Source organism: Streptosporangium sp. NBC_01469, assembly GCF_036227305.1.
Lineage (GTDB): Bacteria > Actinomycetota > Actinomycetes > Streptosporangiales > Streptosporangiaceae > Streptosporangium.
The window spans coordinates 4,730,459-4,757,424 of the sequence record NZ_CP109465.1 but is presented as its reverse complement, the minus strand read 5'-3'; the positions used below and the strand labels follow the sequence as shown (position 1 = coordinate 4,757,424).

At 70.1% G+C, this 26,966-nt stretch carries 25 protein-coding genes; 13 read left to right on the top strand and 12 right to left on the bottom strand.

Annotated features, from left to right (window positions below; all coding sequences use genetic code 11):
* The first annotated feature begins 55 nt into the window (after nt 1-55).
* The gene (locus OG587_RS21230) at nt 56-976 is read left to right on the top strand and encodes a bifunctional helix-turn-helix transcriptional regulator/GNAT family N-acetyltransferase (RefSeq protein ID WP_329092905.1); all 921 of its coding nucleotides are present in this window, start codon (nt 56-58) and stop codon (nt 974-976) included.
* Between the two features lie 131 nt (nt 977-1,107).
* Here the strand turns inward: OG587_RS21230 and OG587_RS21225 are convergent, their stop codons facing one another.
* Nucleotides 1,108-3,300: an MMPL family transporter gene (locus OG587_RS21225; RefSeq protein ID WP_329092903.1), complete on the bottom strand. Its 2,193-nt coding sequence runs from the start codon at nt 3,298-3,300 to the stop codon at nt 1,108-1,110.
* A 90-nt stretch (nt 3,301-3,390) separates the two neighbouring features.
* Between OG587_RS21225 and OG587_RS21220 the strand changes: the two genes are divergently transcribed.
* From OG587_RS21220 to OG587_RS21190, 7 genes are all read left to right on the top strand, one after another.
* Nucleotides 3,391-4,224 carry a TetR/AcrR family transcriptional regulator gene (locus tag OG587_RS21220; RefSeq protein ID WP_329092902.1) on the top strand — a complete coding sequence of 278 codons (834 nt, stop codon included), beginning with the start codon at nt 3,391-3,393 and terminating at the stop codon, nt 4,222-4,224.
* Between the two features lie 147 nt (nt 4,225-4,371).
* A complete protein-coding gene (locus OG587_RS21215; RefSeq protein ID WP_329092901.1) occupies nt 4,372-5,454 on the top strand; it encodes an LLM class flavin-dependent oxidoreductase in 1,083 nt (360 codons plus the stop codon).
* Nucleotides 5,455-5,498: 44 nt separating this feature from the next.
* A complete protein-coding gene (locus OG587_RS21210) occupies nt 5,499-6,272 on the top strand; it encodes an ABC transporter permease (RefSeq protein ID WP_329092900.1) in 774 nt (257 codons plus the stop codon).
* Nucleotides 6,273-6,283: 11 nt separating this feature from the next.
* A complete protein-coding gene (locus OG587_RS21205; protein ID WP_329092898.1) occupies nt 6,284-7,318 on the top strand; it encodes a taurine ABC transporter substrate-binding protein in 1,035 nt (344 codons plus the stop codon).
* Nucleotides 7,299-8,285, top strand: a complete 987-nt coding sequence (locus tag OG587_RS21200; protein ID WP_329092897.1) for an ABC transporter ATP-binding protein — start codon at nt 7,299-7,301, stop codon at nt 8,283-8,285. Before OG587_RS21205 ends, OG587_RS21200 begins: the two co-directional genes overlap by 20 nt.
* A gap of 286 nt (nt 8,286-8,571) precedes the next feature.
* Nucleotides 8,572-9,084, top strand: a complete 513-nt coding sequence (locus tag OG587_RS21195) for a SigE family RNA polymerase sigma factor (protein WP_329092895.1) — start codon at nt 8,572-8,574, stop codon at nt 9,082-9,084.
* A complete protein-coding gene (locus OG587_RS21190) occupies nt 9,084-10,277 on the top strand; it encodes a hypothetical protein (RefSeq protein ID WP_329092893.1) in 1,194 nt (397 codons plus the stop codon). Before OG587_RS21195 ends, OG587_RS21190 begins: the two co-directional genes overlap by 1 nt.
* A 146-nt stretch (nt 10,278-10,423) precedes the next feature.
* On the opposite strand, the gene OG587_RS21185 is transcribed toward OG587_RS21190, so the two are convergent.
* Nucleotides 10,424-11,554: an alkaline phosphatase PhoX gene (locus OG587_RS21185; protein ID WP_329092891.1), complete on the bottom strand. Its 1,131-nt coding sequence runs from the start codon at nt 11,552-11,554 to the stop codon at nt 10,424-10,426.
* 202 nt (nt 11,555-11,756) lie between these two features.
* Here OG587_RS21185 and OG587_RS21180 point away from each other — a divergent pair, with 202 nt between their 5' ends.
* Nucleotides 11,757-15,320 (top strand): KAP family P-loop NTPase fold protein, encoded by a 3,564-nt coding sequence (locus tag OG587_RS21180; protein ID WP_329092889.1) that lies wholly within the window; start codon nt 11,757-11,759, stop codon nt 15,318-15,320.
* A gap of 72 nt (nt 15,321-15,392) precedes the next feature.
* Here OG587_RS21180 and OG587_RS21175 read toward each other — a convergent pair whose 3' ends face one another.
* The gene (locus OG587_RS21175; protein ID WP_329092887.1) at nt 15,393-15,893 is read right to left on the bottom strand and encodes an RICIN domain-containing protein; all 501 of its coding nucleotides are present in this window, start codon (nt 15,891-15,893) and stop codon (nt 15,393-15,395) included.
* A gap of 466 nt (nt 15,894-16,359) precedes the next feature.
* On the opposite strand from OG587_RS21175, the gene OG587_RS21170 reads away from it, so the two are divergent.
* Nucleotides 16,360-18,888, top strand: a complete 2,529-nt coding sequence (locus OG587_RS21170; RefSeq protein ID WP_329092884.1) for an RICIN domain-containing protein — start codon at nt 16,360-16,362, stop codon at nt 18,886-18,888.
* A 41-nt stretch (nt 18,889-18,929) separates the two neighbouring features.
* Nucleotides 18,930-19,292 carry an aspartate/glutamate racemase family protein gene (locus OG587_RS21165; protein ID WP_329092882.1) on the top strand — a complete coding sequence of 121 codons (363 nt, stop codon included), beginning with the start codon at nt 18,930-18,932 and terminating at the stop codon, nt 19,290-19,292.
* 61 nt (nt 19,293-19,353) lie between these two features.
* Here the strand turns inward: OG587_RS21165 and OG587_RS47220 are convergent, their stop codons facing one another.
* From OG587_RS47220 to OG587_RS21150, 4 genes are all read right to left on the bottom strand, one after another.
* A complete protein-coding gene (locus OG587_RS47220; protein WP_443075627.1) occupies nt 19,354-20,217 on the bottom strand; it encodes a transposase in 864 nt (287 codons plus the stop codon).
* A 208-nt stretch (nt 20,218-20,425) separates the two neighbouring features.
* Nucleotides 20,426-20,842: a nuclear transport factor 2 family protein gene (locus OG587_RS21160; RefSeq protein ID WP_329092880.1), complete on the bottom strand. Its 417-nt coding sequence runs from the start codon at nt 20,840-20,842 to the stop codon at nt 20,426-20,428.
* A 234-nt stretch (nt 20,843-21,076) separates the two neighbouring features.
* A complete protein-coding gene (locus tag OG587_RS21155) occupies nt 21,077-21,316 on the bottom strand; it encodes a helix-turn-helix domain-containing protein (protein WP_329092878.1) in 240 nt (79 codons plus the stop codon).
* Nucleotides 21,316-21,903, bottom strand: a complete 588-nt coding sequence (locus OG587_RS21150) for a hypothetical protein (protein WP_329092876.1) — start codon at nt 21,901-21,903, stop codon at nt 21,316-21,318. Before OG587_RS21150 ends, OG587_RS21155 begins: the two co-directional genes overlap by 1 nt.
* A 442-nt stretch (nt 21,904-22,345) precedes the next feature.
* Between OG587_RS21150 and OG587_RS21145 the strand changes: the two genes are divergently transcribed.
* Both OG587_RS21145 and OG587_RS21140 read left to right on the top strand, forming a co-directional pair.
* Nucleotides 22,346-22,609 (top strand): hypothetical protein, encoded by a 264-nt coding sequence (locus OG587_RS21145; RefSeq protein ID WP_329092874.1) that lies wholly within the window; start codon nt 22,346-22,348, stop codon nt 22,607-22,609.
* 82 nt (nt 22,610-22,691) lie between these two features.
* Entirely contained in the window at nt 22,692-23,729 is a 1,038-nt protein-coding gene (locus tag OG587_RS21140; protein ID WP_329092872.1) for a hypothetical protein, read from the top strand.
* Nucleotides 23,730-23,923: 194 nt separating this feature from the next.
* Here the strand turns inward: OG587_RS21140 and OG587_RS21135 are convergent, their stop codons facing one another.
* From OG587_RS21135 to OG587_RS21115, 5 genes are all read right to left on the bottom strand, one after another.
* Nucleotides 23,924-25,066 carry a hypothetical protein gene (locus tag OG587_RS21135; protein WP_329092870.1) on the bottom strand — a complete coding sequence of 381 codons (1,143 nt, stop codon included), beginning with the start codon at nt 25,064-25,066 and terminating at the stop codon, nt 23,924-23,926.
* 307 nt (nt 25,067-25,373) lie between these two features.
* Entirely contained in the window at nt 25,374-25,772 is a 399-nt protein-coding gene (locus tag OG587_RS21130) for a VOC family protein (RefSeq protein WP_329092869.1), read from the bottom strand.
* Nucleotides 25,769-26,119, bottom strand: coding sequence for an ArsR/SmtB family transcription factor (locus OG587_RS21125; protein ID WP_329092868.1), 351 nt, complete (start codon nt 26,117-26,119; stop codon nt 25,769-25,771). The genes OG587_RS21130 and OG587_RS21125 overlap by 4 nt, the downstream gene beginning before the upstream one ends.
* A complete protein-coding gene (locus OG587_RS21120; protein ID WP_329092867.1) occupies nt 26,106-26,537 on the bottom strand; it encodes an SRPBCC domain-containing protein in 432 nt (143 codons plus the stop codon). The genes OG587_RS21125 and OG587_RS21120 overlap by 14 nt, the downstream gene beginning before the upstream one ends.
* A gap of 175 nt (nt 26,538-26,712) precedes the next feature.
* Complete coding sequence (locus OG587_RS21115; RefSeq protein ID WP_329092866.1) at nt 26,713-26,886, bottom strand: hypothetical protein; 174 nt, start codon at nt 26,884-26,886, stop codon at nt 26,713-26,715.
* Nucleotides 26,887-26,966: the final 80 nt, after the last annotated feature.

The window sequence follows — 26,966 nt, the reverse complement described above, 5'->3', positions numbered from 1 at the left end:
ATTGACCGCGCCAACTTCATTGACCGCGTCAACGAATTGATTGATGCTGTCAAGCATGGAGAGACACGTGGCGGAGGTCCGCGCCTTCAACCGCTTCTACACGAGGCTCATCGGCCTGCTCCACCAGGGCCTCCTGGACAGCTCCTACTCGCTGACCGAGATGAGGGTGCTGTTCGAGCTGGACCGGGCGGGCCGGATGGAGACGGGCGACCTGCGGCGGCTGCTCGGACTCGACGCCGGATACCTCAGCCGGATGCTCGGCAGGTTCGAGGGCGACGGGCTGGTGGTGCGCGAGCGGTCCGCCGCCGACGCGCGGCGGCAGGTGGTCGAGCTCACCACCGAGGGCAGGACCAGGTTCGCGGGCTTCGACGAGCGCGCGGCGGAGGAGGTACGCGAGCTGCTGTCCGGGGTGACCGACGAAGACGGCGGGCGGCTGGTCGCGAGCATGGCGACGATCGAGGAGATCCTGGGCCGGGCGCCGAAGCCGGACCGGCCGTACGTCATCCGCCCGCCGCGTCCCGGCGACCTCGGCTGGGTGGTCTACCGGCACGGCACGCTCTACAGCCAGGAGCGGGGCTGGGGGATGAACTTCGAGGCGATGGTGGCCAGGGTCGTGTCCGACTACGTGGACGGCCACGACCCCCGGCACGAGGCGGCCTGGATCGCCGAGGTGGACGGCGAACGCGCCGGGTGCGTCTTCTGCGTGCGCAAGGACGACGAGACCGCGCAGCTGCGGATGCTGCTGGTCGAGCCGTCCACCCGCGGCATGGGGATCGGCACCCGGCTCGTGGACGAGTGCGTGCGCTTCGCCAGGGCGGCCGGCTACCGGCGGATGGTGCTGTGGACCAGGGACGTGCTGGTGGGCGCCAGGCGCATCTACCGGGAGGCGGGCTTCGAGCTGGTCGAGAAGGAGCGGGGCGAGGGGGACGGGGACGACAAGAGCTTCGTCGAGGAGATCTGGGCCCGCGACCTCTGACCTCGCCCCCTTCTCGGCGGGCCGGAGCGCCGGATCCGCCACGACGGCGCGTCTCCCCGCCGGACGTGCCCGCCCCCTTCGTAGGGGAGACCTGAGGCGGAGGCGGGCGCGTCCGGCCCGCCGGGCGAGGTTCAGCCGGACAGGCCGATGCGGGCGTGGAGGCGGCGCAGAGGGCCCGGGGCCCACCAGTTGGCCTCACCGGCCAGGCGCATCGCGGCGGGGACCAGGATCGCGCGGATCACGGTCGCGTCCACGAGGATCGCCACCGCCATCCCCACGCCCAGCATCTGCACGAAGACCACCTCCGCGGTGCCGTAGGCCGCGAACGACACCGCCAGGATCCCGCCCGCCGCCGTGATGAGGGGGGCACCGCGCTGGAGCCCGGTCACCACGGCCCCCGAGGTGTCGCCGGTCAGGTCGTACTCCTCCTTGATCCGCGACAGCAGGAAGACCTCGTAGTCCATCGAGAGCCCGTACGCGACGCAGAACATCAGGATCGGGATGCTCGGGTCGAGGGTCCCCGTGGGGGTGAAGCCCAGCGGGCCCGACAGGTTGCCGTCCTGGTAGATCCAGACCAGGGCGCCGAACATCACCGACAGGCTGAGCAGGTTGAGCACCGTCGCCTTGAGCGGGATCAGCACGCTGCCCGTCATCACGAACAGCACCGCGAAGGTGATCGCCAGGATCAGCCCGAGCAGCGGCGGCAGCCGCTCGATCACGGCCTGCCGGTAGTCGGCCAGCTCGGCCGGGTAGCCGCCGACCAGCACCTCGAACGGCGCCTTCATCGCCCTGACGTCGTGGACCAGCCGGACGGGGTCGTCCTCCATCAGCTCGGCGGAGGGGACCACCGACAGCCAGGTGCCCCCGGTGCCCGCGAACCGCGCCGGGTCTCCGGCGGAGATCCGGCTGCCCGCCGCGTACGACCCGGCGGCGGAGTCGACCTGGGCGACGCCCGGGAGGCGGGAGAGCGCGGCGGCGTAACCGGGTACGGCCTCGGGGGGCGCTCCGGCCGCGCCCGTGGAGACGATCTGGAGGGCGTCGGTCTCCTCGGCGGGGAACTCGGCGCGGATCACGTCCGAGGTCTGCCTGGCGGGCGCGGACGCGGGCAGGACGCGGTCGTCGGCGACGCCGAGGCGCAGGCCGAGGAAGGGCGAGCCGAGCAGCAGGAGCACCGCGGCCGCGACCCCGCCGTAGACGACCGGCCTGCGCATGACGCGGGTCGCCAGGCCGCGCCAGAAGGTTCCCCCCGCCGCCGCGGACCGGCGCGACAGCACCCGGTCGCCGACGGCGGCGAGGATCGCGGGCAGGACGACCACGGCGCCGACCACTCCCCCGACGACGACCGCGATCCCGGCGTAGGCGAAGGAGCGGAAGAAGTCGAAGGGCATGAGCAGGAGCACGCTCAGCGAGGCGGCGACCGTCACCCCGCTGAAGATCACCGTGCGGCCGGCCCGCTCGACGGCGTGGGCGACCGCCTCTTGCCGGTCCCTGCCCAGCCCCATCTCCTCCCGGAATCGGGCGATCATGAACAGCGAGTAGTCGACGCCCAGGCCGAGCCCCATGGCCAGGGTGAGGTTCAGCGCGAACGTCGACAGGTCCGCGTACAGGAGCGGTATCCGCAGCAGCGCCAGCCCGATCACCATGGCCAGCGCGCCGAGCACGACCGGCAGCACGGCGGCGAGGACGCGCCGCAGGTAGACCCAGAGCAGCACGAGCACGAGCGGGACGACCACCAGCTCGGCACGGACGAAGTCCTGCCTGGCCAGCGGCACGGTCTGACGGAAGACCTCCTCGCCGCCGCCCGCCCTGACGGTGGTCGCGGCGTCGCCGCGCAGGACCTCGGGGATGATCCTCGGCAGGATCTCGGAGCGGACCCGGTTGGCGTCGCCGGGGATGCGGGCGACCACGAGCGCGTGCCTGCCGTCCTCGCTGCGCAGCGTGGCGGGGTTGCCCCGCGACCAGTAGGACGCCGTCTCGGCCACGCCCTCGAAAGCCGCCAGCCGGGTGGTGAGCGCCCGTCCGGAGGCGGCGACGGCGGGGGTGTCGACGGTCCCGTTCCTCGCGGTGACCAGGAGGACCAGGTCGGCGCTCCCGGTGCCGAACCGCCCGGCCAGCTCCGCCTGCGCCCGGTCGGACTCCGAGCCGGGCGCCTCGTACCTGGCCAGGGAGAGCCCGGACACCGTGCCCGCGGCCAGTGCTCCCAGCACGACGGCGCCGAGCAGGGCGAGGACCATCACCAGGCGGCGGCGCCGCACGAGGAGGTGGCCGAGTCGTCTCAGCGGCGGTATGGGAGGCGCCGCGACCGGGCGCGGGTCAGTCTTCATGATCATCCCCGAAATTCGGTAAACTGCTCGTGTTTTAGGGTTCGAGACAGGAATACAAGTAAATGCTCGCATTTGTCAACGGGATGACGCATGCCTGAGAAACGTCCGGCGACCGGACAGCCGGCGGACGACCGGCCCGCGACCGCGCGGCGGACCGGCAGGCGGGCGACCGACCAGCGCGCCGTCGACCAGGCCACCGACCAGCCGACGACCAGACCGCGGACCGACAGGCAGGCGACCGGCCAGCGCGCCGTCGACCAGGCCACCGACGACCAGGCCGATGGCAGTCAGGCCGCGACCACGCGGCGGCCGGTCAAGCGGCAGGCGCGCGGCCTCAGGCGGATGGAGGAGATCCTCGACGCCGCCGAGGGGGTGATCGCCGAGGCCGGCTACGCCGACATGACCACGAACGCGGTGGCCGAGCGGGCGGGCATGTCCCCGGGCTCGCTGTACCAGTTCTTCCGCAACAAGGAGGAGATCCTGGACGGCCTGCTCGACCGCTTCACCGAGGGGCGGAGCGCGCACTGGGCGGCCAGGCTCACCGGCGACGTCGTACGGATGCCCGCGGCCGACCTGATCGACCAGGTGGTCGACGAGATCGTCGCCTACAAGGCCTCCCGCCCGGCCTACTGGGCCCTGCTGCACGGCTCCGCCACCGGCGACCGGCTGGCGACGGCGTCCGAGCGGCTCCATCGGGACATCGCCCGGCGCATCGCCGAGGTCCTCTCCGTACGCGCGCCCCGTCTCGGCGAGGAGCGGCGCCTGCTGATCGCCACGATGATGCTGGCCACCATCAGGGCGGTGCTCCCGCTGGTCGCGGCGGGACCGCCGGAACGCGCGGCGGAACTGACCGCCGAGCTCAAGACCCTGCTCACGGGCTACCTGTCAACCTCCACGGACTCCGGCCAGGAACCGGGCGCCTGAGTCACCGGCCCCGAAGGGGCATCCGCGGGGATGCCGACCATGAACCCCGAGGTCAGGACCCCGCCCTAATTCCCTATTTATAGATAGGTATTATGTGGTTAATATCGGGGGCACCACCCCGTTCCGTATGAGCCCTATGAGGCGAAGATGCGCTTGCACTGGTTCCTGCCGACCACCGGCGACGGCCACCACGTCAGGCCCGCCACGACCACCGTCGCGGCGGGCGGCGCCGCGGCCAGGCCCGCGACGCTCGACTACCTGTCCCAGGTGGCCCGCGCCGCCGAGGCGGCCGGTTTCGAGGCGGCGCTGACCCCGGTCGGGGCGGGCTGCCCCGACCCGCTGGTGGCGTGCAGCGCCGTCGCGGCACGGACCGACCGGCTCAAGCTGCTGGTGGCCTTCCGGCCCGGCTTCACCCTGCCCACGCTGCTCGCCCAGCAGGCGCAGACCCTCCAGGAGATCAGCGGGGGACGGCTCCTGCTCAACGTGGTCACCGGCGGCGACCCCCGGGAGCAGCGCGCCTACGGCGACTTCCTCGACCACGACGCCCGCTACGAGCGCACCGGCGAGTTCATCGAGGTGCTCAGGCGCACCTGGGCGGGCGAGCCGTTCGATCACCTGGGCGCCCACTACCGGGTGTCGGGGGGCGGGCTCGCCACTGCGCTCCCCGACACCCCCGACATCTACTTCGGCGGGGCCTCCCCCGCCGCGGAGCGGGTGGCCGCCGCCGGGGCGGACGTCTACCTGATGTGGGGCGAGCCCCCGGCGATGATCGCCGAACGGGTCGCCAGGATGCGCGGGCTCGCCGCCGAGGCGGGCCGCGAGCTGCGGTTCGGCATCCGGCTCCACGTCATCGCCCGCGACACCTCCGAGGAGGCCTGGGCGCACGCCCGGCGCCTGCTCGACGGCATGGACCCCGACAGGATCGCCGCCGCCCAGGCGCGGTTCGCCCGGATGGACTCCGTGGGGCAGCGCCGCATGGCCGACCTCCACGGGGGTTCCGCGGACGCGCTGGAGATCTCGCCCAACCTCTGGGCGGGGGTCGGGCTGGTCCGGGAGGGCGCCGGTACCGCGCTGGTCGGCAGCTACGCGGAGGTCGCCGAGCGCATCCGCGAATACGCCGATCTGGGCCTGTCGGAGTTCGTCCTGTCCGGCTGGCCGCACCTGGAGGAGGCCTGGCGGGTGGGCGACTTCGTCCTCCCCCGGCTGGCCGCTCCCGCGCTCGTCGCGTGAGCGTCCTCACCTCCCGCCCCCGTCTCCAATCCCGTCTCCGACCCGTGCAGGGGTTCTGGCGGGCCCTGGCGCTGCGGGCCGGGGCGATCGTCGCGCTGGTCGCGATCTGGCAGGCCGTGGCCATGGCCGGGATCTGGCCGCCGGTCTTCGTACCTGAACCCGTCGCGGTCTGGGACCAGTTCCTGCGCACCACCGTCGAGGGCGTGAGCGGCTACACCCTGCAAGAACACCTGCTCACCAGCCTGCGCCGCATCCTGCTCGGCTGCCTGTACGGGGTGACGGGCGGCATCGCGCTGGGACTGCTGATCGGCATGGTCCCCACGCTGCGCGCGCTGCTCGGCCCGCTGGTCACGTTCGTGCGCACCCTGCCGCCGCTGGCGTACCTCAGCCTGCTGGTGATCTGGTTCGGCATCGACGAGGAGCCCAAGATCTGGCTCCTGCTGCTCGCCGCGCTCCCGCCGGTCGCGGTGGCCACCGCCGACGCCGTACGCGGCGTGCACGAGGACTACCTGAACGCGGCCCGCTCGCTGGGCGCCCGCCGGCACGAGCTGCCGCTGCGGGTGGTGCTGCCGAGCGCGCTGCCCGAGATCATCACGGGGGTACGGGTGGCCGTGGGTGTCGCCTACACCACCGTGGTCGCCGCCGAGACCGTGAACGGCGTGCCCGGCATCGGCGGCATGGTCCGCGACGCCCAGCGCTACAACCAGACGGACGTGGTCGTGCTCGGGATCATCGTCATCGGCCTGTCCGGCCTGCTCATCGACTTCCTCCTGCAAACGCTGGACCGCCGCCTGGTGCCCTGGCGCGGCCGTACCTAGGAAAGACCCCCATGAAACGCATGATCCTCGCCCTCACCGCCGCCGCCCTCGCCCTCACCGCCTGCGGGTCCGGTACGGAGGAGGCCAAGCCCGCCGCCGACGGCTCCCCGGCGACCCTGCGCATCGGCTACCAGCTCATCCCCAACGGGGACCTGATCGTCAAGGACCAGCAGTGGCTGGAGAAGGCGCTGCCGAACACCAAGATCACATGGAGCAAGTTCGACTCCGGCGGCGACGTGAACACCGCGATGATCGCCGGATCGCTCGACATCGGGCTGGCGGGCAGCAGCCCGGTCACCCGCGGGCTGTCGGCGCCCCTCAACATCCCGTACCGGGTGCCGTGGATCTTCGACGTGATCGGCGACAACGAGGCGCTCGTCGCCCGGGGCGGCGTGACCGACGTCAAGGGGCTCGCGGGCAAGCGGGTCGCCGCCCCCTTCGCCTCGACCACCCACTACAGCCTGCTCGCCGCGCTCGCCGAGGCCGGACTGTCGGAGGCCGACGTGAAGATCCTCGACATGGAGCCGCCGGACATCCAGGCCGCCTGGCAGCGCGGTGACATCGACGCCGCCTACGTCTGGACGCCCACCCTGGCCGAGCTGCAGAAGAACGGCGGCACGACGCTGGTCACCAGCCGCGAACTGGCCCAGCGGGGCAAGCTCACCGCGGACCTCGCGGTGGTGAGCGACGACTTCGCGAAGAGGTACCCGAAGGCGCTGCACGTCTGGCTCCAGCAGCAGGACCGCGCGGTCAAGCTGGCCAGGAGCGACAAGGACGCCGCCGCCGCGGCCATCGGCCGCCAGCTCAACCTCGACCCGGCGGAGGCCGCGCGCCAGCTCGGCCAGCTCGTGCTCCTCGACGCCGGCGAGCAGCGCTCCGCCGAGTATCTCGGCACCCCCTCGGCCCCCGGCAAATTCGCCGAGAACCTGCGCAGCTCGGCCGAGTTCCTCAAGGGCCAGAAGAAGGTGGACGCCGTGCCGGAGCTGAGCGTCTTCCAGAAGGGCCTGGCCACGCAGGAGCTCGCGGATGCCTTCGCCGGAAGCTGAGGCCACCCGCGCGGGCACGGGTACCGGCCCGGCCCGCACGGGCGCGGATCCCGAGGCTGCGGGCGGCACCAACACGGATCCCGAGGCGGCAAGCGGCACGAACACAGGTCCCGAGGCGGCAGGCGGCACGAACACGGACCCCGAGGCGGCAGACGACACGGGCGCGGAGGTGACCGACGGGAACCCGGAACCTCTCGACGCCGGAGCCCGGGACACGGCGCTCGCGCTCGCCGGGGTGTCGCACTCCTACCGGGGACGCGCCGGGACGGTCGACGCGCTCGGGCCGATCGACCTGGAGATCGCCGCCGGGGAGTTCGTGACGGTCGTGGGCCCCTCGGGGTGCGGCAAGAGCACGCTGCTGCGGCTGGTGGCGGGCTTCACCGCGCCGTCGGCGGGAACCATCACGGCCTCCGGCGGGCCGGTGTCGGGGCCCGACCCTGCCAGGGGGTACGTGTTCCAGCAGCACCGGCTCTTCCCCTGGCTCTCGGTCGAGGGGAACGTCGGTTTCGGGCTGCGCGGCCTGCCCCGGACGGCGCGGCGCGAGCGGGTGGCCGAGCTGCTGGAGCTGACCGGGCTGGCCGACGTCGCCAGGGCCAGGCCGTACGAGCTCTCCGGGGGCATGCAGCAGCGCGCGGCGATCGCCCGCGCGCTCGCCCCCGATCCCGCGCTGCTGCTGATGGACGAGCCGTTCGCCGCCCTGGACGCCTTCACGAGGGAACGCATGCAGGAGGAGGTCCGCGAGCTGTGGCGGCGGGCCGGGACGACGGTGGTGTTCATCACCCACAGCGTCGACGAGGCCGCCTACCTCGGCACCCGCGTCCTCGCGCTGAGCGGCAGGCCGGGCCGGGTGGTCCTCGACCGCGCCTCCGCCCTGCCCTACGGGGAGCGCCCCCGCACCGACCCGCTCTTCGCCGGGCTGCGCGAGGAACTGACCGAGGTCGTCAGGAAGGCGGCCTCGTCCGGCTGACGCCCGGCGCGAGCCGACGCCGGGCGGCCGGACAGGTGGAGCCTTCCGGCCAGGCCGCCCCGCGAGCGGCCCGGCCTGGCCGCCGTCAACCGGATCCCGCACCACGCCGTCCGGCCCTGACGAGTCCTCCCGCGACCGGCTCCGGCCGTGGTTCCGGCCGTGGTTCCGGCCGTGGGAGGACTCCCGCGCCTTTCCGTGCCTTTCACCGCCTTTCCGCAGGACGATGCAACAGTTCGCCGTGCGATTCCATCTGAGAGGTGACAGGGACGACGAAAGGCGAAGGCAGTTGGAAGCAGATCCCCGGTTCGCCGGGTTCGTCGCCGAGCGTGGCGATGCGCTGTTGCGTTACGGCCACGTCCTGGCCGGGAACCCGCACGACGCGGCCGACCTGGTGCAGGAGGCGCTGCTGAAGCTACGCGCCTCCTGGCCGAGACTGCGCGCCAAGGACAATCCGGAAAGTTATGTGCGTACCACCATGGCCAGGCTGCACATGGCGGCCTGGCGACTGCGGCGGCGCGAGCTGCTCACCTGGGACCCGCCGGAGCACGGGTACCACGACGCGACGCCCGGCGAAGACGAGCGGGCGATGGAGGAGGCGCTGGCCGGGTTGCCCCGCAAGCAGCGGGTGGTGCTGGTGTTGCGCTACTACGAGGGACTGAGCGACGAGGAGATCGCGGCGGCCCTGAAGATCTCTCGTGGAACCGTGCGGAGCCAGGCGTCGCGGGCGCTCGGCAAGCTCCGCTCCGCGGTGGGCGAGCACATCGAGGAAGGCGTCATGTCGAATCGTGGGGAGCGGTGATGGCCGACATCGAAGAGCGGTTGAGCAGGACCCTGGGAAACGTGGCCGAACGGGCGCCGCGGCTGAACGCCTCGGCGGCGGAACGGTTGGAGACCGGCTACCGGCGGCGCAGGAACAGGTTCCAGGCGCTGCTCGCGGCGGCGGCCGTGACGGTGGTCACCGGCGGGGTGGCCGTGGGCCTGCGGGGGGTCGGCGACGAGATCGCGCTGCCCGCCGCCGGACCGTCGGACGTGCCGTCCGCGGTGATCGGCGTCACCGCGGAACCCGTCGGGAAGGTGTGGCCGCAGGCCGTGTGGAAGATGCCCGTCAAGGACCCCGAGGGCAGGGAACTGCGTCCCGTCGCGCTGACCGACGACGGGAAGCTGCTGGTCAAGGCGTGGCGCGAGGTCGAGCGGCCCGAGGTCCTCTATCTCTACGACCTGGCCGGAGGGGATCTGCGGAAGATCGCGGACGTGCCCCTGCCGAAGAGGGGGGGTGCCGCGCACTTCGGCGTGGGTGAGGGCCTGGTGGCGTGGTGGACGGCGACGAAGACCTCCGTGCACCTCTGGGCAGTGCCGCTGACCGGCGGCGAGGCCAGGCGGGTGGCCGAGCACAAGATCGGAGACGACATGGTCGACAACCTCGCCGTGGCGAAGGGCGCGATCGTGTTCTCCGTGGCGAAGGGCGGGGTGTTCAGCGTTCCCGTGAACGGGGGCCGGGTGACACCGGTCGAGCGCGGGACCGGGCTGAACCTGTTGTCCTGGCCGTGGGCGGGCTCGCCGGGCGCGTGGAGCCCCCCGGACAAGGCACCGTTCACGCACCTGGTCAACCTGGAGACCGGGCAGACCAGCGACGCGGCCCCGGCCTCCCAGGGAACGCAACTGCTCGCCTGCGGCGTCCAGTCCTGCCTGGAGACGACGCCCGGCGGCGCCAGAGCGTTCACCCGGCAGCGTGACGGCGCACAACAGCAGGAGGTGCCGACCGGCTTCCAGATCCCGGAGCCGCCCGGCCAGAGCCGCTTCTACGTGCGCCTCATCGGAAGCGACGCCCCGGGGCTCGGGCTCTACGACCTGAAGACCGACACACTGGCGGACCTGGGCATCCGGGAGGAGGCCTCGCAGGGCGAGGTCCCGGTCGCCGACCGGGCCGGGCGGATGATGACGTACCAAATCAAGAGCGGCAGGTACGTGATCGACCTGTCCAAGATTCCCTGACCGGGAACGGGCACGCCGGGGCGGGGGGAACGCGGGCGGAGTCGCCTTCCCTCCCCGGCCGCCTTCTCAGGATCCTCCAACGGCCGCGGATCGACCGCCGTACCGGCAAAGCGCGACGGTGAGCACGAGCCGCCGTTTGGATCACCCTAGCGGCGGAAGGGGCCGGTGACCTCGTAGGTGACGCCGTCGGTTCCGGAGGCGTCACCGCGAGGGCCGCGCCGGGAGGAGAAGTAGAGGCGGTCGCCGCCCGGTGAGAAGGCGGGGCCGGTGATCTCCGACCTGGGGTGGCCGGAGATCCGCAGGACCGGGGTGACGACCCGGCCGGGGGTGATCAGGTTGATCTCCATGTCACCGCCGCCCCCGGCGACGTACAGGTCGCTCGGAGGGGTGGTCACGGCACCGGTCGCCGGGGCGTCCGCGTCGTAGGCGACCTCCAGGTGTTCGCGCTCCGCGTCGTACGCCCACACCCGGTTGTCGCCCCTGGTGGTGAAGAAGCACAGGCCGTCCGCGTAGTGGCAGCCCTCACCGCCGGAGAAGCGCCTGGCGTCGCCGACCTGGTCGCGGGTGGCCTCCCGCGACCCGCCGGGGTCGGGCACGCGCCGCCAGGTCACCCGCCCCCGGCCGGACGCGGCGCAGAGCACCTCCAGGACGCCTGACGTCAGGTCGCCCCAGTAGGCCGGACGGAACCGGTAGAAGCAGCCGTCCGGCTCGTCCTCGGTCAGGTAGACCACTCCCCGGTCGGGGTCGCAGGACGCGGCCTCGTGCCTGAAGCGGCCCATCGCCAGGCGCGGCATCGCGGCCCGCGAGCCGTAGGGGTCGCACTCGAAGACCCGGCCGCGGAGGATCTCCTCGCACGACAGCCAGGAGTTCCACGGGGTGCGCCCGCCCGCGCGGTTGAGGTCGGTGCCCGACAGGATGCGGTAGGCGCCGGCGACGGCCCCGTCCGGCCCGAACCTGATGGCCGACGCCCCGCCGAGCAGCGGGGCCTCCGAGTTGGACACGTAGATCCAGCCGTCGCCGTCGGGAAAGCACGCGCCGCCGTCGGGCGCCGGGTGCCACAGCACCCCGCCGATCCTGCGGCCGGTGCGGGCGACGATCCGGCTGCTGAACCCCTCGGGCAGCGCGATCCCGTTGGCGTCGGGCTCGCGGAGCGGTCCGTATGGACCTCCCGAGCGCCGGAGGACCGCGCCCGCGGCCTCGTGCCACAGCGAGCCCGCGAGGACGGTGGCGGTCGCGGTGACCGTGGCCGTGGTGCGCGGAGCCGTACGGCGAAGCATGTGGCCCCTCCTCGTCGTCCCTCACGGTACGTGGCCAGTTGACCGAACCCACATGAACGCCGAGACTCCCCCGCCGCAAACTTTGCGGAAACCGGAGAGCAAACATCCGTCAAAACAGGTCGACCTATCGCCAAGATCGCCATCTTTCCCGCCCGGCGCGTCCACAGTGGGATCTTGAACCGTCGTCAGATCGGGAGGACCGTTGAGCGAGGGACTCGCGTTCGCGAATCCAGTCTTCGAGACCACGCCCCACGTGGGCACCCGCCGAGCTCTCGTCTTCCTCGACTCTCCCCCGGCCGCGACCCCGTCCCCGTCACCGGCCTCGTCACCGCTCCCGCCCTCGCCGGACGCGGGCGCGGGCATGAGCGCGGGCACGGGCACAGGCGTGGGCACGGACACAGGCGTGGGCACGGACACAGGCGTGGGCATGAGCGCGAACATGGGCACAGGCATGAGCGCGGGCGCGGACATGGGCATGGACACCCACGCCACCGGGCCGTACGCCGCCCGGCTGGACGCCCGGCCGGACGCGCGGCTGGTGAGCGCCCTGCGGGCCGAGGGATTCGCCGTCGACGCCGAGACCAGCGAGGGAGCGGGCGCGGACGGCGAGCGCGTGTGGAACCTGCTGCGCTCGGCACGGGAGGGCGACCTGCTGGTGATCCGGCTGCCCGCCGACGGCGGCTGGACCTCGGGGCAGCTGGGATCGATGATCGGCGCGTTCGGGCGGCAGGTCGGCGAGTCGCTGGCGGCCGCCGTACTGATGATCGTCGACTTCGGCTGGAGCGCCCTGGACGGCTCCGCGGAACCGGTCAGGCAACTCGCCGTGGCCGGGGAGCCGAGGGTGGCCGCGGCGGCCCTCACCCTCACGCTGAGGCTCGACGAGACGGTGCCCGGCCCGGTGCGCACGCTGACCGACGTCATCGCGGAAGGCCTGACGACGCGGGCCGCCGACCTCGACGGGGACGGGACGATCAGCGTCGGGGACCTGCACGCCTACGCGCTCGCCCGCTACGCGGCGGCCTCGGCCGCCCGCACGCCCATCCTGATCTCGTACGGAGCCGTCGCGGGTGTCGCCCTGACCCCGGCGAGGGACACCGCCGCCGTGCCGCACGCCGCCTTCGCCCGCGTCCTGGCGCGGCTCGGCGACCACGCCCCGCCCGCCTGCGGGATCGAGATCGTCCGGCGGGTCTACGAGCTCCACCTGAGCGAGCCCGCCAGGGAGATCCTGCGCAGGGCGGCCCTGCTCGACGAGGACGAGCCGATCGACGAGATCCTCGGCGACGCCGCCGAGCTGAGGCAGTGGGGCCTGCTGGGCGAGACGACCACGTTCGTCCACCCGGACGTGCGGACCTTCGGCCACTCGCGGCTGTCGGCCGCCGAGCGGGCACAGACCTCGGCGCTGCTGCGCCGCCGCCGGGCCGGGCTGCGGACGGTACGGCCCAGGGCCAGGCTCACCGCCGACCGGTGGACCACCGAGGACCAGCTCGGACACCGGGTCTACGCCGAGGCCATCGCCGCGTTCGTCCGCCACCCCGAGACCCGGCCCCCGCTCACGATCGGCGTCAAGGGTCCCTGGGGCGCGGGCAAGACCTCTCTGATGCGGATGATCCAGGACCTCCTGGACCCCGGGGCCGCCGGGGACGCCCCGGCCCCGATCCACCTGCCAGGCTCCCGCGCGGAGCGGGCGCTGACCAACGCCGAGGTACTGGCCAGGACGGGACGGCGCCCCCGGGAGAACGCCGGGCGGGCCGAGCCCGGCCCGCTCCCGCTGCGGCCGGCGGACTGGCGGCCCACGGTCTGGTTCAACCCGTGGATGTACCAGAGCGGCGAGCAGGTCTGGGCCGGGCTGGCCCACGAGATCATCAGCCAGGTCACCCGGCGGCTGCCCCGCGCCGAGCGGGAACGGTTCTGGCTGGAGCTGAACCTGTCCAGGATCGACCGGGAGGCGGTCCGCAGGCGCGCCTACCACCTGGCGGTGACCCGCCTGGCGCCCGTGGCCCTCGGCCTGGTCGCCACCGTCGTCCTCACCGGGGCGCTCCTGGCCGCCGCCGCGCTGCTGCCCGCGCTCGGCGCCTTCCTGGGGAACGCCGCGGCGGCCGTCGGCTCCGCCGGGTCGGCGGTGGTGGTGGGCGCGGGCGCCGTACGACTGGCGCGGTTCTTCGGGGAGTCGGCGGACAACGCGTTCCGCGGCCTGGTCACGCAGCCCGACCTGCTCGGCCCCGGCGCGGCCGAGGGGTTCGTCAACGAGGTCGCGACCACCCCCGGGTACCGGTCCAGGACCGGCTTCCTGCACCTGGTGCAGACCGACATGCGGCAGGTCCTCGACCTGGTCGCCACCGGGGAACGCCCGCTGGTGGTGTTCGTGGACGACCTGGACCGCTGCTCCCCGGGAACGGTGGCGCAGGTCATCGAGGCGATCAACCTTTTCCTCGCCGGGGAGTTCCCCAACTGCGTGTTCGTGCTGGCCATGGAACCGGAGGTGGTCGTGGCGCACGTCGAGGCGGCCTACCCGGAACTGGCCGGGACGCTGCCGGGCGGCGGGCGGTCCGGCCTGGGCTGGCGGTTCCTGGAGAAGATCGTGCAGCTCCCGCTGAGCGTGCCGCTGCTGGACGACGCCGACCGGCTGCCCGCCTTCGTACGGGCCCTGCTGGGCGTGTCCGAGGTCGCGCGGACCGCGACCGTCGCCCCGGGCGTTCCGTACGCGCACTCGGGCGCTCCGGACGCACACTCGGGCGTTTCCACTGCTTCCACTGCTTCCACTGCTTCCACTGCTTCCACTGTTCCCACTGTTCCCGCGGGCACGGAGACCGCGCGACCGCGGGACCCGGACACCACACGGACACCGAATCCGGCCGGACCGCGTCCGGCGGGTCCCCCAGCCGCCCTGGAACGGCTCGACCCGCCACCGGATCCGGCCGGACCGCGCTTGCGCGGTCCCCTGCCTCCCGCACGGCCCTCCCCGCCCGGCACGGTCACACCGGGCTCGCCCGGCACCGCCGCGTCACCGGGAGCGGCCGTGCCGGGACTGCGGGCACCCGCGAAGCCGCGAAGGCCCGGAGCGCGAACGCCGGTGGAAATGCCGGGACTCGGACTGCGAGCGACGACGGAACCGCGGGAATTCGGGACGCGAACGCCGATGGAGACGCCCGAGCCCGGATCGCGGGCGGCGGAGCCGCCGGACCCGGTGCAGGTGAGCCGGTTGCAGGACGCCATCTGGGCGCTGCGCCCGACCACGACGACCCTCGACGAGGCGGCCCGACTGGCCCAGGACGCCCTGGGCATCGAGTGCTCCGACGCCGTCGGCGGCCTCTGCGCGGCGACCCGCGAGGCCGCCGACCGCGTCTTCGACGACCTCTACAGCGACGAGAACGCCTACCGGGCGATCGAGTTCGTGCTCCCGGCCCTGACGTTCTTCAACCCGCGCGAGATCAAGCGGTACGTGAACGTGTTCCGCTTCTACTCGTTCCTCACCTACCGCCGCGCCCTCGCCGGGGCGGCCCCCGCCTCGGACGGCGAGGTCGCCAAGCTCGCGGCACTCGCCGTCCAGTGGCCGCACCTGCTGACACTGCTGGCCATGGAGACGGACGGGGCGAGCGTGCTGCGGCGGCTGGAGGAGGCCGCGAACGACGACGGGGGCTGGGAGCGGGCCGTGGGCGACACCGGCCTCACCGCCCACCACACACTCGGCGGCACCCACCTGGACGCCCTGCGCGACCTGCTCTCCCGCCCCCACCCCATCGCCGACCTCGCCCGCTATCTCCTCTGAGCCTCCGACTTCAGTGACACTTCACGATGAATCCGGCACCAGTCGTTACCGGGCAAGATTCCTATGTGACCGCTATGCCACCGCGTAGATGTCCCAGGTGGTAAGACTGCCCTCGGGATCGACTTCTGTTTTGTACAGCGCGACGCGAGTCGGTCCGCTGAGAGAAACACCCAGGAGCCTTCCGGTCTTGTAGTTGACCACGGCCCACTCCCCGCTGCCCTGCGGGCCGCGGGAACTCAGCCACCAGTCCTGCTCCGGGGCCTCCCAGTCGTGGCAGTCCCAAATGACGGCGCGGCTGAGACTGTCGCTGGTCAGGCACTTACCGGATTTCGCGTTGACGATGTTCTGGCCGCTCCAGTACCACTTCTGCTCAGGGGTGGTATTGCAGCCCCACTCAACGACGAACGCACCGTTGCTCGTCGAACCGCCTTGAACGGACAGGCATCTGTTGGCCCAGGTGCTTTTGAAATGCCGATAAGCTGCCGTGGCCTGGGCCGGTGTCGTCGTTATAGCCGAAAGTGTCGTAGCCATGATCAGGCCGGCCAGTGCGGTCCTGATGATTTTCCCGAGCATGAATTCCCCTCTTCACTAACCCCGTGTAGGCCATCGTCAAGCACTCCACAAACGTGGACGTGATCTTGATCGCAAGCGCCGATCGTAGGGGCGCGACCTTACGCGTAAATGATCATGAAGTAACGGGTGGATGTCCACCGGGACACGGGGCGGCGCCATGGCCTTTCTCGTGCCTGGTCCCGATAAATGTGTGACTGCGTGTGATGGATTCGGTCCGGGTTGGTGCGTGCATGTCAGGGCTGAGCGCGTTCTCACATCGTGAGACCGAGGGCGAGCCGCCCACATGGGTGTGACCGCCTGGGTCCTCGCTCGGGGGGCGGGTGATGACCGGAATGTCAGGTGGTGCTCTCCGAAAACCGGCGGATTGTTCACGTAGCGTACGGATTCTCCGGCGATCATTCAGCAGGTCTGTGCTCTGGTCGTCTCATGGCCGGGCACTGCTGTGATGATCCGGGGGATCCTGCAGATGGGGAAGCACTTGTACGGCATATGGGGAAAAGGTAGAAAGACCGGCCGGTTCGGATTGCTGGCCGTCTCCTTGGGCGTGGCGACGCTCGCGAGCATGCTGAGCGGGTTGCCCGTCCAGCCCGCACGGGCGGATCCAATCGGATCGCCCGTGTACCGAGCGCTCTCCGGTGTCGGGTCGGCGACGACGCAGGACTTGATGGACGCGTTGTCGGATGTGGTGACGGTGAACGGGCAGAAGGTGCTGGCCTCGTACAAGACGGACCCGGGCGCGTCACGCACGATCACGACCAAGAACCCCGCGACGCATCCGGACTGCACGCTGAACCGCCCGGCGGGGGACGCCGGCGGGCAGAGTGCCCTGGGGTACTCGATAGGGGTGCAGGACGGGTGTCTGGATTTCGCCCGGCTGGCGGGCGAGCCGATCAAGCAGTCGATCTCCCCGATCGCCAATGTGACCTACCGGCCGTACGCGCTGGACGGGATCACATTCGTGACGAACCGCAGGACCGCCTTGCTCGGGAAGAGTCTGGATTTCCTGCGTGACGTTTTCACATGTGGTGCCAGTGCGACTACATGGCATCCTCTTCTGCCGGCATCGGGGTCGCAACTGCGCAGTGAGTGGCTGGCGGCTCTCGATATCAGAGAGGAGGACGTAAGCGGCGGGAAGTACCCGTGCGTCAGGGACACCATCGCGGGCGTGCCGAACCGCGAGAACGACGTCTCGCTCGTGGCGGCGGACCAGGCCGCGATCATGCCGATCTCGATCGGGCAGTTCGTGGCGCACGGGTGGCCTGACATCCGGATGGGGAAGATCCAGCCAAACGGGGGACCTCCCGTACTGCCCAACAACGCGGCATTCTCTACGGCGTTCCCCAACGGGGTCAGCTACACCACCCACGCCTCCTCGAACCTTCCGGACATGACCTCCGGTGAGTTGAAGGACCTTTACCAGTGCCGGATCACGAAGGTCCGCGGAATCCCGGCGACGCCGCTGCTGCCAATGGCGAGCTGGGTACGATCGGCGTGGCTGAAGAGAGTGGACATCACCGAGGCCGACATAACCACAGGTCTGTACCCGTGTATCCGCACCACCCTGAGTGACGGTTCCCCGATCCCGGTCGATGACGGGCAGCCGCTGTACGACGAGCCGTCACAGGGGTCGAGCTACGTCATCCCCCACTCCATCGACGCCTACATCCATCAGATGATCGGGTACAGCGGGGTGGCCGCGGACAAGCGCTACGGACGCGTGCTGGGCGGGATCGCCCAGGACGGCAAGGTGGTGAAACGGCCGTTCGTGCTCAACTCGAACTACAGCCAGCCGCTGGTGCGCCGGTTGTACAACGTGATCCCCGTAGACAAGCAGCGGACCAGCCCGTGGCGGGAGGTCTTCACCGGCGCCACCTCGCTGATCTGCCAGAACGCCGCGATCATCGAGACCTACGGCTTCGTCCCTCTGGGCCCGGACAGCTGCGGTGGCGGTGACCAGGAACTTGTCGACCCCGCATCGCCCAGCTACCAGATCCGCAACATCAAGAGCGGCAAATGCGTGGCGATCGACGGTGCCAGCACCGCCGACGCCGCCCGTGCCGTGCAGCAGACCTGTGGCAGCGGTCCCGAACAGCGGTGGACCTGGCACGGGACCACAGTGCGGCAGCTCAAGAACACCCGCAGCGGCAAGTGCCTGGCGATCCGCAACGGCAGCATCACCAATGGTGCGCAGGCCATCCAGATGACCTGCGGGTCCGGCACCGAGCAGCAGTGGATCCTGCAGGCCGACCCGGCGGGCTCGGAGAGCCACCTCATGAACACCAAGAGCTCCCTGCTCCTGTCCGTTTCCGGCGGCGGCAGCACCGCCAACGGCGCCCAGCTGGTCCAGTGGACGGCCGACAACAGCCCTGAAAAAGACTGGACCCTGCAGACCGCCACCACCGTCTCACCGGGAGTGGACACGCTGATGGACACCACGACCTTGACGGCCACCACATCCTCGGCCACCGTGACAGGCGCCACGGCGATCCCGGCCCCGGTGGGGAAGGCGGCGATCGCGGCGGCGGCGGTGAACCAGTGGGTCACGGTGATCTATCCGAAGCGGTTGGTCGACATCCGCAACGGCAGATGCAGATTCCAGGGGTACTGGAGCCAGAAAGGCGCCAGGCCCGGCAGCGAGCCCATCGGTGGCTCCTTCTTTGAGACCCGCGGATATCTTGTCGGCCCCAAGTGCGCGGTGTCGATGCACTTGCAGGTCATCAACTACAAGAGGAAGAACGTGGGGATATTCGTCGCTGATCATTACGTTGACGCCGGCAAGCCCTCAAGCCCCGGTAAGAACGAGCGCTGGATGTTCTGGGGACCCCTCGGCGGCGGGTCCTACCAGCTGAAAATCGGTAACGTACCTTATCTCCTCAGTTACACCCTGAAGGACCTGACCACCGGTGGTGTCGCCTCGGTCGGGCAGATCTGGGGACCGAAGGCGAACTGGTGTGACGGCTGGCCCGGACCGGGCGCCTGCCCCACCACAACCTGACCGCCGGGCCTCGATGGACGACCTGGTCACCGCCGGCGGGGATGCCCCGCCGGCGGACGGCCGCGCGGCTCTCCCTCGGGCACCTCGGGCCACACCGTGTCGGCCCGCACGGCTCCGCCGAACCCGCCTTCTTCGCCTGCCCGGACAACACCGCCCACATGGCCCTCGAACGTCCCGGCCCCGACCTCGCCCTGCCTGGCCTGCACATCGCCGAGGTGGTCGCCGACCAGGCCGCCCGTGACGGCCGCACCCGCGTCGCCGTGCTCGGCACCGGATACACGATGAACGGCCCGATCTACCCTCGCGCGCTCGCGGCCCGCGGGATCGCGGCGGAAGTGCCGGACCTGGACGACCGGGAGGTGGTCAACCGGATCATCTTCGAGGAGCTCGTCAACGGGTCATGAGGTCGGGCGCGGCACCCGAACCACATCTAGTTAGTGCTCCACTTGCCGAGCGAACAGCTTCTCAAGCTGTGAAATTATGCCATTCATCTTCGCAGGCACGCTGCGTGCCCTTTACCTGGCAACCCCGTACCCTGACTGGCGCGCCTTCGGGAAGATCGCCAGTCGCCCAGGGCGAGCAGTACGGACTGGCGTGACCCCGGGTAGTGGCGATGCGATCCACCGTACCGTTGCGGTTAACGTCAAGTTGAACCTCGACGCCCCAACCGTCAGCAGCTGGGTCGCACGCTCCGATAGCGTCACCCGGGGCGCTGCCCGACGGATCATCTGACCAGTAGGCGGTGCCTGGAGATGGACACCATTCATGCACCCCGCAGGTCCATATGCTCCATACCAGCCCGGAGGCCTGCGCCGGGCTGGCCGAAGCGACTAATAACCCGAGGGCGGCCAGAACTCCGGTGAGAGCTCTGGCAGATAAGATCATCTTTCGCATGGCCGAAATGTACCCCGATATCACATAGACGGTCCACGCTGGCGGCCGCCCATTCCGGACCGCCTGGTGCGGGCCGTAGCCACCCAGGACCGCGTCGGCGACCCACCACACGGTGGTGCGACCATCGCGAAACCGCCGCACGACCTTGGTCCAGGCGCCCGGCGCGTGTGGACCTCCCCAGACAAGCTCTCGGGCGGTGTCGATCGGCGTGTGCGCCGCATCGGCCGGGGCCCAGGAGCCCTGGTGTGGCTTGAGCGCGAGCACGAACGGCAACCGGGCGGCCCACCGTTCAGCGCTGAAGGCCGCATTGTCGCCGTAGGCGCAATCGGCCACCAGCGCTCGAAACGGCATGGCGGCGACCTGTGCCCGACCCGCGAGCGCGGCCGCGAGCTGCGACTTGGTGCGAAACGCCGGATCGTTGCGGCCGCGGGGCAGCCGAGTGGCGGGGTATAGGGCGCCGCGTGCAGCGGATAGTAGACCCGCTCGTCAGCCCAGAGCGTGGTCACCGCCACGATCCCGTTCTCGATCTTCCCGACCGAGCCCAGATACTGAGCGGTCATCATCACGACCACCCCCGAACAGCACCAATCGTCCCGATCTACCGGCTTACCGCGGCATCAGTCCCATGTCAACAAACCACCGACTAGGCGCTGAGGGCCCGCGCGACCGTGAGGCTGTCCTCGTAGATGTGGTAGCGGGTGACGAGTCCGTCCTCGACGGTGAGGTGCAGCGCGAACGGTGAGGTGTACGCGACCCCGCCGTTCCGCACCGTCTGCGCGATCTCCCCGAACACGACGGCGTGCGCCCCGTCGACCAGGATCCGCGTCACCGATGTGCCGTCCAGTTCGGGCACGTGATGGGCCTCCAGCGACCGGAAATGGTCCGCCACCTCGGCCCGGCCGGACCGGGGGCGAATCCACGGCACCGCCGGATGCCCCTCAGCGGGCCAAGAGAGCTGCCAGTCGATCGGCTCGGCGAACAACTCCGCTGTACGGTCGTGATCGCCCTTGACGATCCGACGCAGCAGCTCTTCCACGATGTCACGGGTTTCATCACTCATGTCGCAATCCTCACAGTTTCGGATGCCACCCGTCGATTACCGCCGAGGTATGGCAGGCCCGCAGAGATCAGGACAAGGTGGATCGCCTCATTGTCGCCAGGTCACACCCGCCTGCTCCTCGGGGCTGATCGTCACACGCTCCTCCCTCTCACTCGTCCGAGACGGTCGACCGCGCCTCGGACAACCATCCGGGGTGGGAGCGGCGCTTCGCGGGGGACCGTACAACGCGACCGCTTATCGTTCTTCCCCGGGGTGATAGCCGAGCAGGTCACCTGGCTGACAGCCGAGGACTTCGCAGATCTTGGTCAGCGTGGTGAACCGGACGGCCTTGGCCCGGCCGTTCTTCAGGATGGACAGGTTGACGACGGTCACCCCGACCCTGCCGGCCAGTTCGGTGAGCGTCATGCCACGTTCTTCCAGGAGCCGGTCGAGGTGGACGGTGATGGCGTGGGTATCCGTCTCCGCGGGCGACATCAGATGACTCCTTCAAGATCGTCGCGCATCCGCACCCCGTCACGCAGGATGCCCGCCACTGCCAGCGCCCCAAGTCCGACGAGCGGCACGACCAGCGGGATCTCCCCTATCTGGTAGCGGGCCTCGCCCACGGCCATCGTGTCCAGCAGCCTCATCATCGCGAAGTTCTCGATCTGGGGAGCCAGGAGACCACCGCCGAGCAGCCACCAGCCCAGGAAACGCACCTGACGCGTGACCTGGGAGATGTAGACGCCGCCGCGGGCGCGCCACAACAGCCGCCACAGCAGGAAGAACGCGCCGGCGGCCACCACGAAGCCCGGGAAGGTGGTCAGAGCGTGCCAGAGGTACTGGCCGGCGTCGGGGGAACCGTCGATGAACTCGAGGCCGTTCGCCGAGGCCATGACGCCTGGCCGGGCCATCTGCGTGAACGCCGGGTGATCGAGAGGAATGCCGTAGCCATTGGGCGACTGGGCCGCTATGACGCGGTAGGTCAGGCCGAAGAAACCGGCCCGGGAGTAGAGCACCATGCCGGTGACCACCCCGGTCACCAGGACGAGGACCGCGAAGACCGCGGGCCGGCGCGCCACTCGTCCGATCGTGCTGTGCCGTGTTGCCATTATGCCGCCTCCAAGGCGTATCGTTTTTCGATGGTATCGATAAACATAGCCATTGATAATCGATATGGCAAGCGAGCCTCAGCCGACGGGGCACCTACTGTGCTCCGCGCCCACGGGTCCCTTTGGTGGTGGCGATCACGCCCGGTAACCGGCGAGGTGGTCACACCCGCGGATCCGTCGCCGAGGCGGGTGCGGGTCGCCCGGCGCCGTTCATCGAACTCGCGCACGTTCGTTGTCGGCGGGCGAGCACGTCGTCGGGGACCGCGCCGATCACCGCCCGCACAAGTCCGACAAAACAGTTGTGATCAAGCCCTCCCCCTCCGCCACCGGGGTAACTATGATCATGGTTTCGGCGAAGGCGGTACGCCGCCCCGCCGGAAACGGTCAACCCCCCCACCCGAAGGGATGGCTCATGTCCACCAAACTCACCAGACTGGTCGCGACATCGTTCGCGGCGATCGCCCTGGCAACTGCGGGATCCGCACTGGCGACGCCCGCCAACGCCGGCACGTCGAGCACCTCGTTCGCCGCCGCGTCCACATGGATCAAGTACGGCGACTACTCGTCAGATGCGAAGTGCAAGGCGAAGGGCAAGCAACTGCGAGCGAATGGGACATACCTGTCGTACTACTGCGAGTACACGGGCTTTTTCACGCTGATGGTCCTGACCAGGTAACCGGCTGAACACACGCAGCCCGGAACGGCGATCTCCGGGCTGCGTCCTGCGGGGGGAAGCTCAAAGCTTGTAGTTTCTCGCCATGGAGATCAGGGCGGCGCTGGTCGGTCAGGCACGAATCCGGGAGGCGGCCCGTTGGATGGGGAGACCGTCGGCGGTCGAGGTCCGGCGGGAACGGTCACCGAGACTGCTGCGTCGAGAAGACACGCTCCTGAAGCTGTATGACCTGAACAGGTTCTTCCGCGCGGAAGCCTCATTGATCAATACGTTCACGGTGCCGTGGCCGGATGAACACGCATGGGAAGCGGCGGTCAGCCCCGACGGCGACGTCGGCGTGTTCTGCAAGGACGACGCCGTCTGTGCGGTCACATCATCCGGTGTCGTGCTGTGGGAACACCGTGGCCACGGCCGGGACCACCCGAAGGAGAACCGGTCCTCATGCCGGGTCACCGACGACGGACGGTACGTGTGGGCGATGCTGGTCGGTGAGGTCGGCGGTGGCTCCTACCTCGGCGATGAGTGGCTCGTGCTGGAGGCCGACAGCGGACGTGTGGTGTCGCGGGAGACCCTGGACTGCGCCGCTGTCGGTGGTGAACATCTGTCACATCCCGATGGTCAGCACATGGGTCTGGGCGTCGGGGAAGGCCAAGACGGCGCGCACATGTACTGGGGCCGGTTGGAAGACGGCGTCCTACGCGTGTGGACGCACGATGACGACGACCGCATCCTGACCGATGTCCATCCGAACGGACTGTCCTTCATCACCTTCACCCTGCCGGATGAGATCGCCTGGCACTCCTTCCCCGGTGGAGCCCTCATTCGCAGTCTCACCGCCATGGACGCATGGGGTCCGGCCTCCGGCGATGACGAACCCTACTGGGATGTAGGGGGCGGCTACATCGACGCCGACACCGTGCTCGCCACGGCGACGGCCTACGCCAAGACTCCACAGGATGCCCGGCACATCTTGATCGATTCCCCCACGGGGACCACCCGCGGCGAAGTGCGCTACCCCCTGCCCGTGACCGGCTACGCACGTCCGCTCGCAGACGGCACCTGGCTCACCGCCGAAAACGACACCGTCTTCCGCTGGAGAGTTTCCCGAGCACGAGACAGCTGAGCGTCTCGATCCGCTCCCACAGCTCGTCCAAGACGACCCAGGGCAAGCCCGTTCCTCCAGTGTCCTGCGCCATAAATTCGTCCGCTAAGCCTGGAGCGGTTGTACGGCGCGGACTGGACGACCGAAAGGAGTAATCACTGTGAGCACGGGCGTACCCTGCCGACGCTGCGAACGTCGGCCTGCCTGATCACCATCTATCGATCGCTTGGAGAGGTACGCCGACTGAGGCTGATCCGCAGACGGGTCTTGGCATTGCTCTGGATGGATGCCGATCCCTCCGAACCGGACGCGGACCCCGCGCTCGCACAGCCCCTGTCGCCGATCCCGCAGTAGCCGGAGTACAGGAAGCCTCGCTTGAACGGCTTGCCGAGGTCCAGTTCGATGTCCACGTAGCTTGGGAGCTCGTTGAACGCCATGTTCGGGAGGATGAACTCCCTGCCGGTGTATCTCTGCAGGACTGTCTGCTTGACGGCGGGCTTGCAGACGAACGGGTTCGCGTAGGTGTTGTATCCGAGCCCGACGCCGGTGTTGAGGTATCCGACGTCCTGACACTGGTACAGCACTCCGCGCATCGCGGCCGCGTTCTTGGCTCCCCGGTATCTCGAGGCGAAGTTCTGGAAGCACGACTTCGACTCGCCGGTGCTGTAGGGGGAGGGGCCGGCGGCCGCGATCGCGCCGAGGAAGTCCCTGTTGCAGCCGATCTTCGGTGACAGGTCCTGCCCTCTGAGCAGCGCGGCACGCTTGCAGCCGGTCACCGTCTGGAAGACGCCGACGACGTCTTCGTTCGGGCGGAGCCGGGAGTACGCGAGGACGAGGTCGACCTGAGCCGCGAGCGGGTACGCCCCGGTGTTGCCGAACTCCTGGTCGAGGAGGCGGAACCACTCCTCGAAGCTCGGCACCTGCACCTGGATGTCCTGGGGCAGGGTGTAGACGGCGAGGTCCGTCGGGGTGTCGTAGCTTTCCAGGTCTGGAAACCCGACGTACGACAGGATTCCGATGCCGACCTTCGGAGGATTGTCACCGTAGAGCCTGCGCAACACGAGGTAGCGCTCAAGATTGGTGTTGGATCCCCCCCAGGCGTACCAGAAGCCACTGGGGTAGAGCGTCGTACTTCCGCGCGGGTGTGTCGTGGCGAAAAGAAAGGGCGAGACGCATCGAATCTGTCGGTTGTTCCATGCGGTCAGGTACTCGGCCGGTGTGGAGACGCAGCCGGCCCTGGTCTGGGCCACCGTTCGCATCGATTCTGAGGGCGCCGCCCAGGTCATGGTGAGCGCGAGAACGCAGGCCGCGACGGCGAGAGACGACTTCCGGGCGGCCGACGGATGCTTGAGGCTCATGCGTGCTCCTTGAGGCTCGATCGGCCGGTTCCGGTCGGATTGGAACGGATCGAACTACCGTGACCAATGTCAAGGAAAGGAACGATGCCGAGCCGCCGACGTGGCCGTTGATTGCCTCACCCAGACCGAACTGAGGGCAGGACCGCAACTGGAGGAAGGTTCACGGCTCGTACTCCCGCACAGGGCACGGCCCCCTTCTGCCGAGGGTGGCCGTTGTCCCGTGTCGATCTCGGCTCGGCGGCCCCAGCCACGCAGGGCCTTACGGCCGATGCCGAGCTGGTCTGCCACCCGGCCTCCGCCGTCAGGATCACAAAGTGTCGCTCATGTCATCCGAGAGCCGCACGATGTGCGGGATCCCGGCCGGGTTGCTGATCCAGTGGGCGGCCAAGCTTGAGGGCAGTGGTTCGAGCTCGTCCTGCGGATGCACGCCGTGCTCGGCGAGGTGGCGGGTGGCCAGCTCCACGTCGTCGGTGAAAAGCTCCAGCCACACCTCGGCCTGGGCGTAGTTGTCCACCCGGTCGAACCACAGTTTCACCGGCCCGAACTGGACGGACGCGCACTGCGCCACCGCGCCGTCCACCCCCTCGCCGCTCTCCTCGGCCACCTCCATGCCGAGCACGTCCCGATAGAAGGCGACGGTGCGGTCGAACTGGGCCTTGGGCAGTTTCATGGCGACGTTGCGGCCGCCCTGGAACGTGGGTCTCATGGCTGGGTCTCCTGATCGCGGTCGAGGTAGGCGCTGAGGGCGTGCAGGGTTCGGTCCCAGTCGCGGGCGAGCGCGGCCAGGAAGGATTGCGCGGTCGCCATCGGGGCCGATTCGAGGTGGTAGCGGACGCGGCGGCGTTCCGCCGGCACCGCCCGTACGAGACCGGCACCGGACAGCAGGGCGAGGTGCTTGGCGATCGCCTGGCGGGAGATGGGCAGGCGATCGGCGAGGTCGGTCGCGGTCGCCGGGCCCCGGGCGGCGAGCTCGGCCAGGATGGCCCGCCTGCTGGAGTCCGCCAGCGCGGCGAACACGGCCACCGCCACCTCCTCGGGGTCAGTGTCGGCCATCGAGGTGACGCACCAGCTTGGCCAGCCCCTCCCGCCAGCCCTCGACGTTGCCCCGGTAGGCAGCGGCGAGCTCGTCGGGTAGCTGCGCGAACCCCGTCTCGGTCAGGCCGAGCCGGGTGCCGTCGCCGACGGGATGGAGCACGATCTCGACGCGGGTGCTGCGCGGGTCGCCGGGCGGGAGCCCGTCGACGGGCCAGGTGAAGCACAGACGGCGCGGCGGCTCGACGGTCTCGATCCGCAGGACCGACCACGTGCCACCCCAGCACATCCTGATCTGGCCACCCGGCCGCAGGTCGTCGATCTCCGCCTTGTCGCCGAGCCAGCCGCCGAGCCCGTCAGCGGTGGTCAGGGCCGCCCACACCTTCTCGATCGGGTGGGCGAGATCGAGCGTCCGCTCGATGCGGTCGGGAATCGGCATTCGGCACCTCCATGGCAACCATCTGGTTGCCACAACCATATAGCAACCAGATGATTGCGACAATCTCGGGTGATGCCGTTCGGATCCACCACCACCGGCTCGGTCCCGTGCTCGCGCCGGTACGTTTCGGCCCGCACGCGGACGGCCGGGAAAGGCTCATCGCCCCTGCGAATGATCACGTGGCGGCCGTCTCCACACCCCCCGCCCCCGGATCCCGCGCGTTACTCGTCCCGGGCTCGGCGTACACCGGCACGATCTTCGCCCGGATCGCCGACCTCGACGACTCTGCCGACAAGCCGCCCACCGCCGTCAGCCAGCGGACCGGCCTCGACACACTGCCCGCCACCATCAGGGCTCCTGGTGCTGATGTGCCAGGCCACGCCGGCCAACTCCCCAGGGCTGATCATCACGTACTTCTCCCACTCGCTC

Excerpts from the sequence above, each read along its gene's own strand:
- OG587_RS21135 (WP_329092870.1), bottom strand. The coding sequence starts at position 25,066 with ATGAGCCTCAAGCATCCGTCGGCCGCCCGGAAGTCGTCTCTCGCCGTC.
- OG587_RS21145 (WP_329092874.1), top strand. The coding sequence starts at position 22,346 with ATGTCCACCAAACTCACCAGACTGGTCGCGACATCGTTCGCGGCGATC.
- OG587_RS21190 (WP_329092893.1), top strand. The coding sequence starts at position 9,084 with ATGGCCGACATCGAAGAGCGGTTGAGCAGGACCCTGGGAAACGTGGCC.
- OG587_RS21215 (WP_329092901.1), top strand. The coding sequence starts at position 4,372 with ATGCGCTTGCACTGGTTCCTGCCGACCACCGGCGACGGCCACCACGTC.
- OG587_RS21175 (WP_329092887.1), bottom strand. The coding sequence starts at position 15,893 with ATGCTCGGGAAAATCATCAGGACCGCACTGGCCGGCCTGATCATGGCT.
- OG587_RS21125 (WP_329092868.1), bottom strand. The coding sequence starts at position 26,119 with ATGGCCGACACTGACCCCGAGGAGGTGGCGGTGGCCGTGTTCGCCGCG.
- OG587_RS21130 (WP_329092869.1), bottom strand. The coding sequence starts at position 25,772 with ATGAGACCCACGTTCCAGGGCGGCCGCAACGTCGCCATGAAACTGCCC.
- OG587_RS21160 (WP_329092880.1), bottom strand. The coding sequence starts at position 20,842 with ATGAGTGATGAAACCCGTGACATCGTGGAAGAGCTGCTGCGTCGGATC.
- OG587_RS21115 (WP_329092866.1), bottom strand. The coding sequence starts at position 26,886 with ATGGTGGCGGGCAGTGTGTCGAGGCCGGTCCGCTGGCTGACGGCGGTG.
- OG587_RS21120 (WP_329092867.1), bottom strand. The coding sequence starts at position 26,537 with ATGCCGATTCCCGACCGCATCGAGCGGACGCTCGATCTCGCCCACCCG.
- OG587_RS21155 (WP_329092878.1), bottom strand. The coding sequence starts at position 21,316 with ATGTCGCCCGCGGAGACGGATACCCACGCCATCACCGTCCACCTCGAC.
- OG587_RS21185 (WP_329092891.1), bottom strand. The coding sequence starts at position 11,554 with ATGCTTCGCCGTACGGCTCCGCGCACCACGGCCACGGTCACCGCGACC.
- OG587_RS21220 (WP_329092902.1), top strand. The coding sequence starts at position 3,391 with ATGCCTGAGAAACGTCCGGCGACCGGACAGCCGGCGGACGACCGGCCC.
- OG587_RS21205 (WP_329092898.1), top strand. The coding sequence starts at position 6,284 with ATGAAACGCATGATCCTCGCCCTCACCGCCGCCGCCCTCGCCCTCACC.
- OG587_RS21200 (WP_329092897.1), top strand. The coding sequence starts at position 7,299 with ATGCCTTCGCCGGAAGCTGAGGCCACCCGCGCGGGCACGGGTACCGGC.
- OG587_RS21230 (WP_329092905.1), top strand. The coding sequence starts at position 56 with ATGGAGAGACACGTGGCGGAGGTCCGCGCCTTCAACCGCTTCTACACG.
- OG587_RS21140 (WP_329092872.1), top strand. The coding sequence starts at position 22,692 with ATGGAGATCAGGGCGGCGCTGGTCGGTCAGGCACGAATCCGGGAGGCG.
- OG587_RS21165 (WP_329092882.1), top strand. The coding sequence starts at position 18,930 with ATGCCCCGCCGGCGGACGGCCGCGCGGCTCTCCCTCGGGCACCTCGGG.
- OG587_RS21170 (WP_329092884.1), top strand. The coding sequence starts at position 16,360 with ATGGGGAAGCACTTGTACGGCATATGGGGAAAAGGTAGAAAGACCGGC.
- OG587_RS21225 (WP_329092903.1), bottom strand. The coding sequence starts at position 3,300 with ATGAAGACTGACCCGCGCCCGGTCGCGGCGCCTCCCATACCGCCGCTG.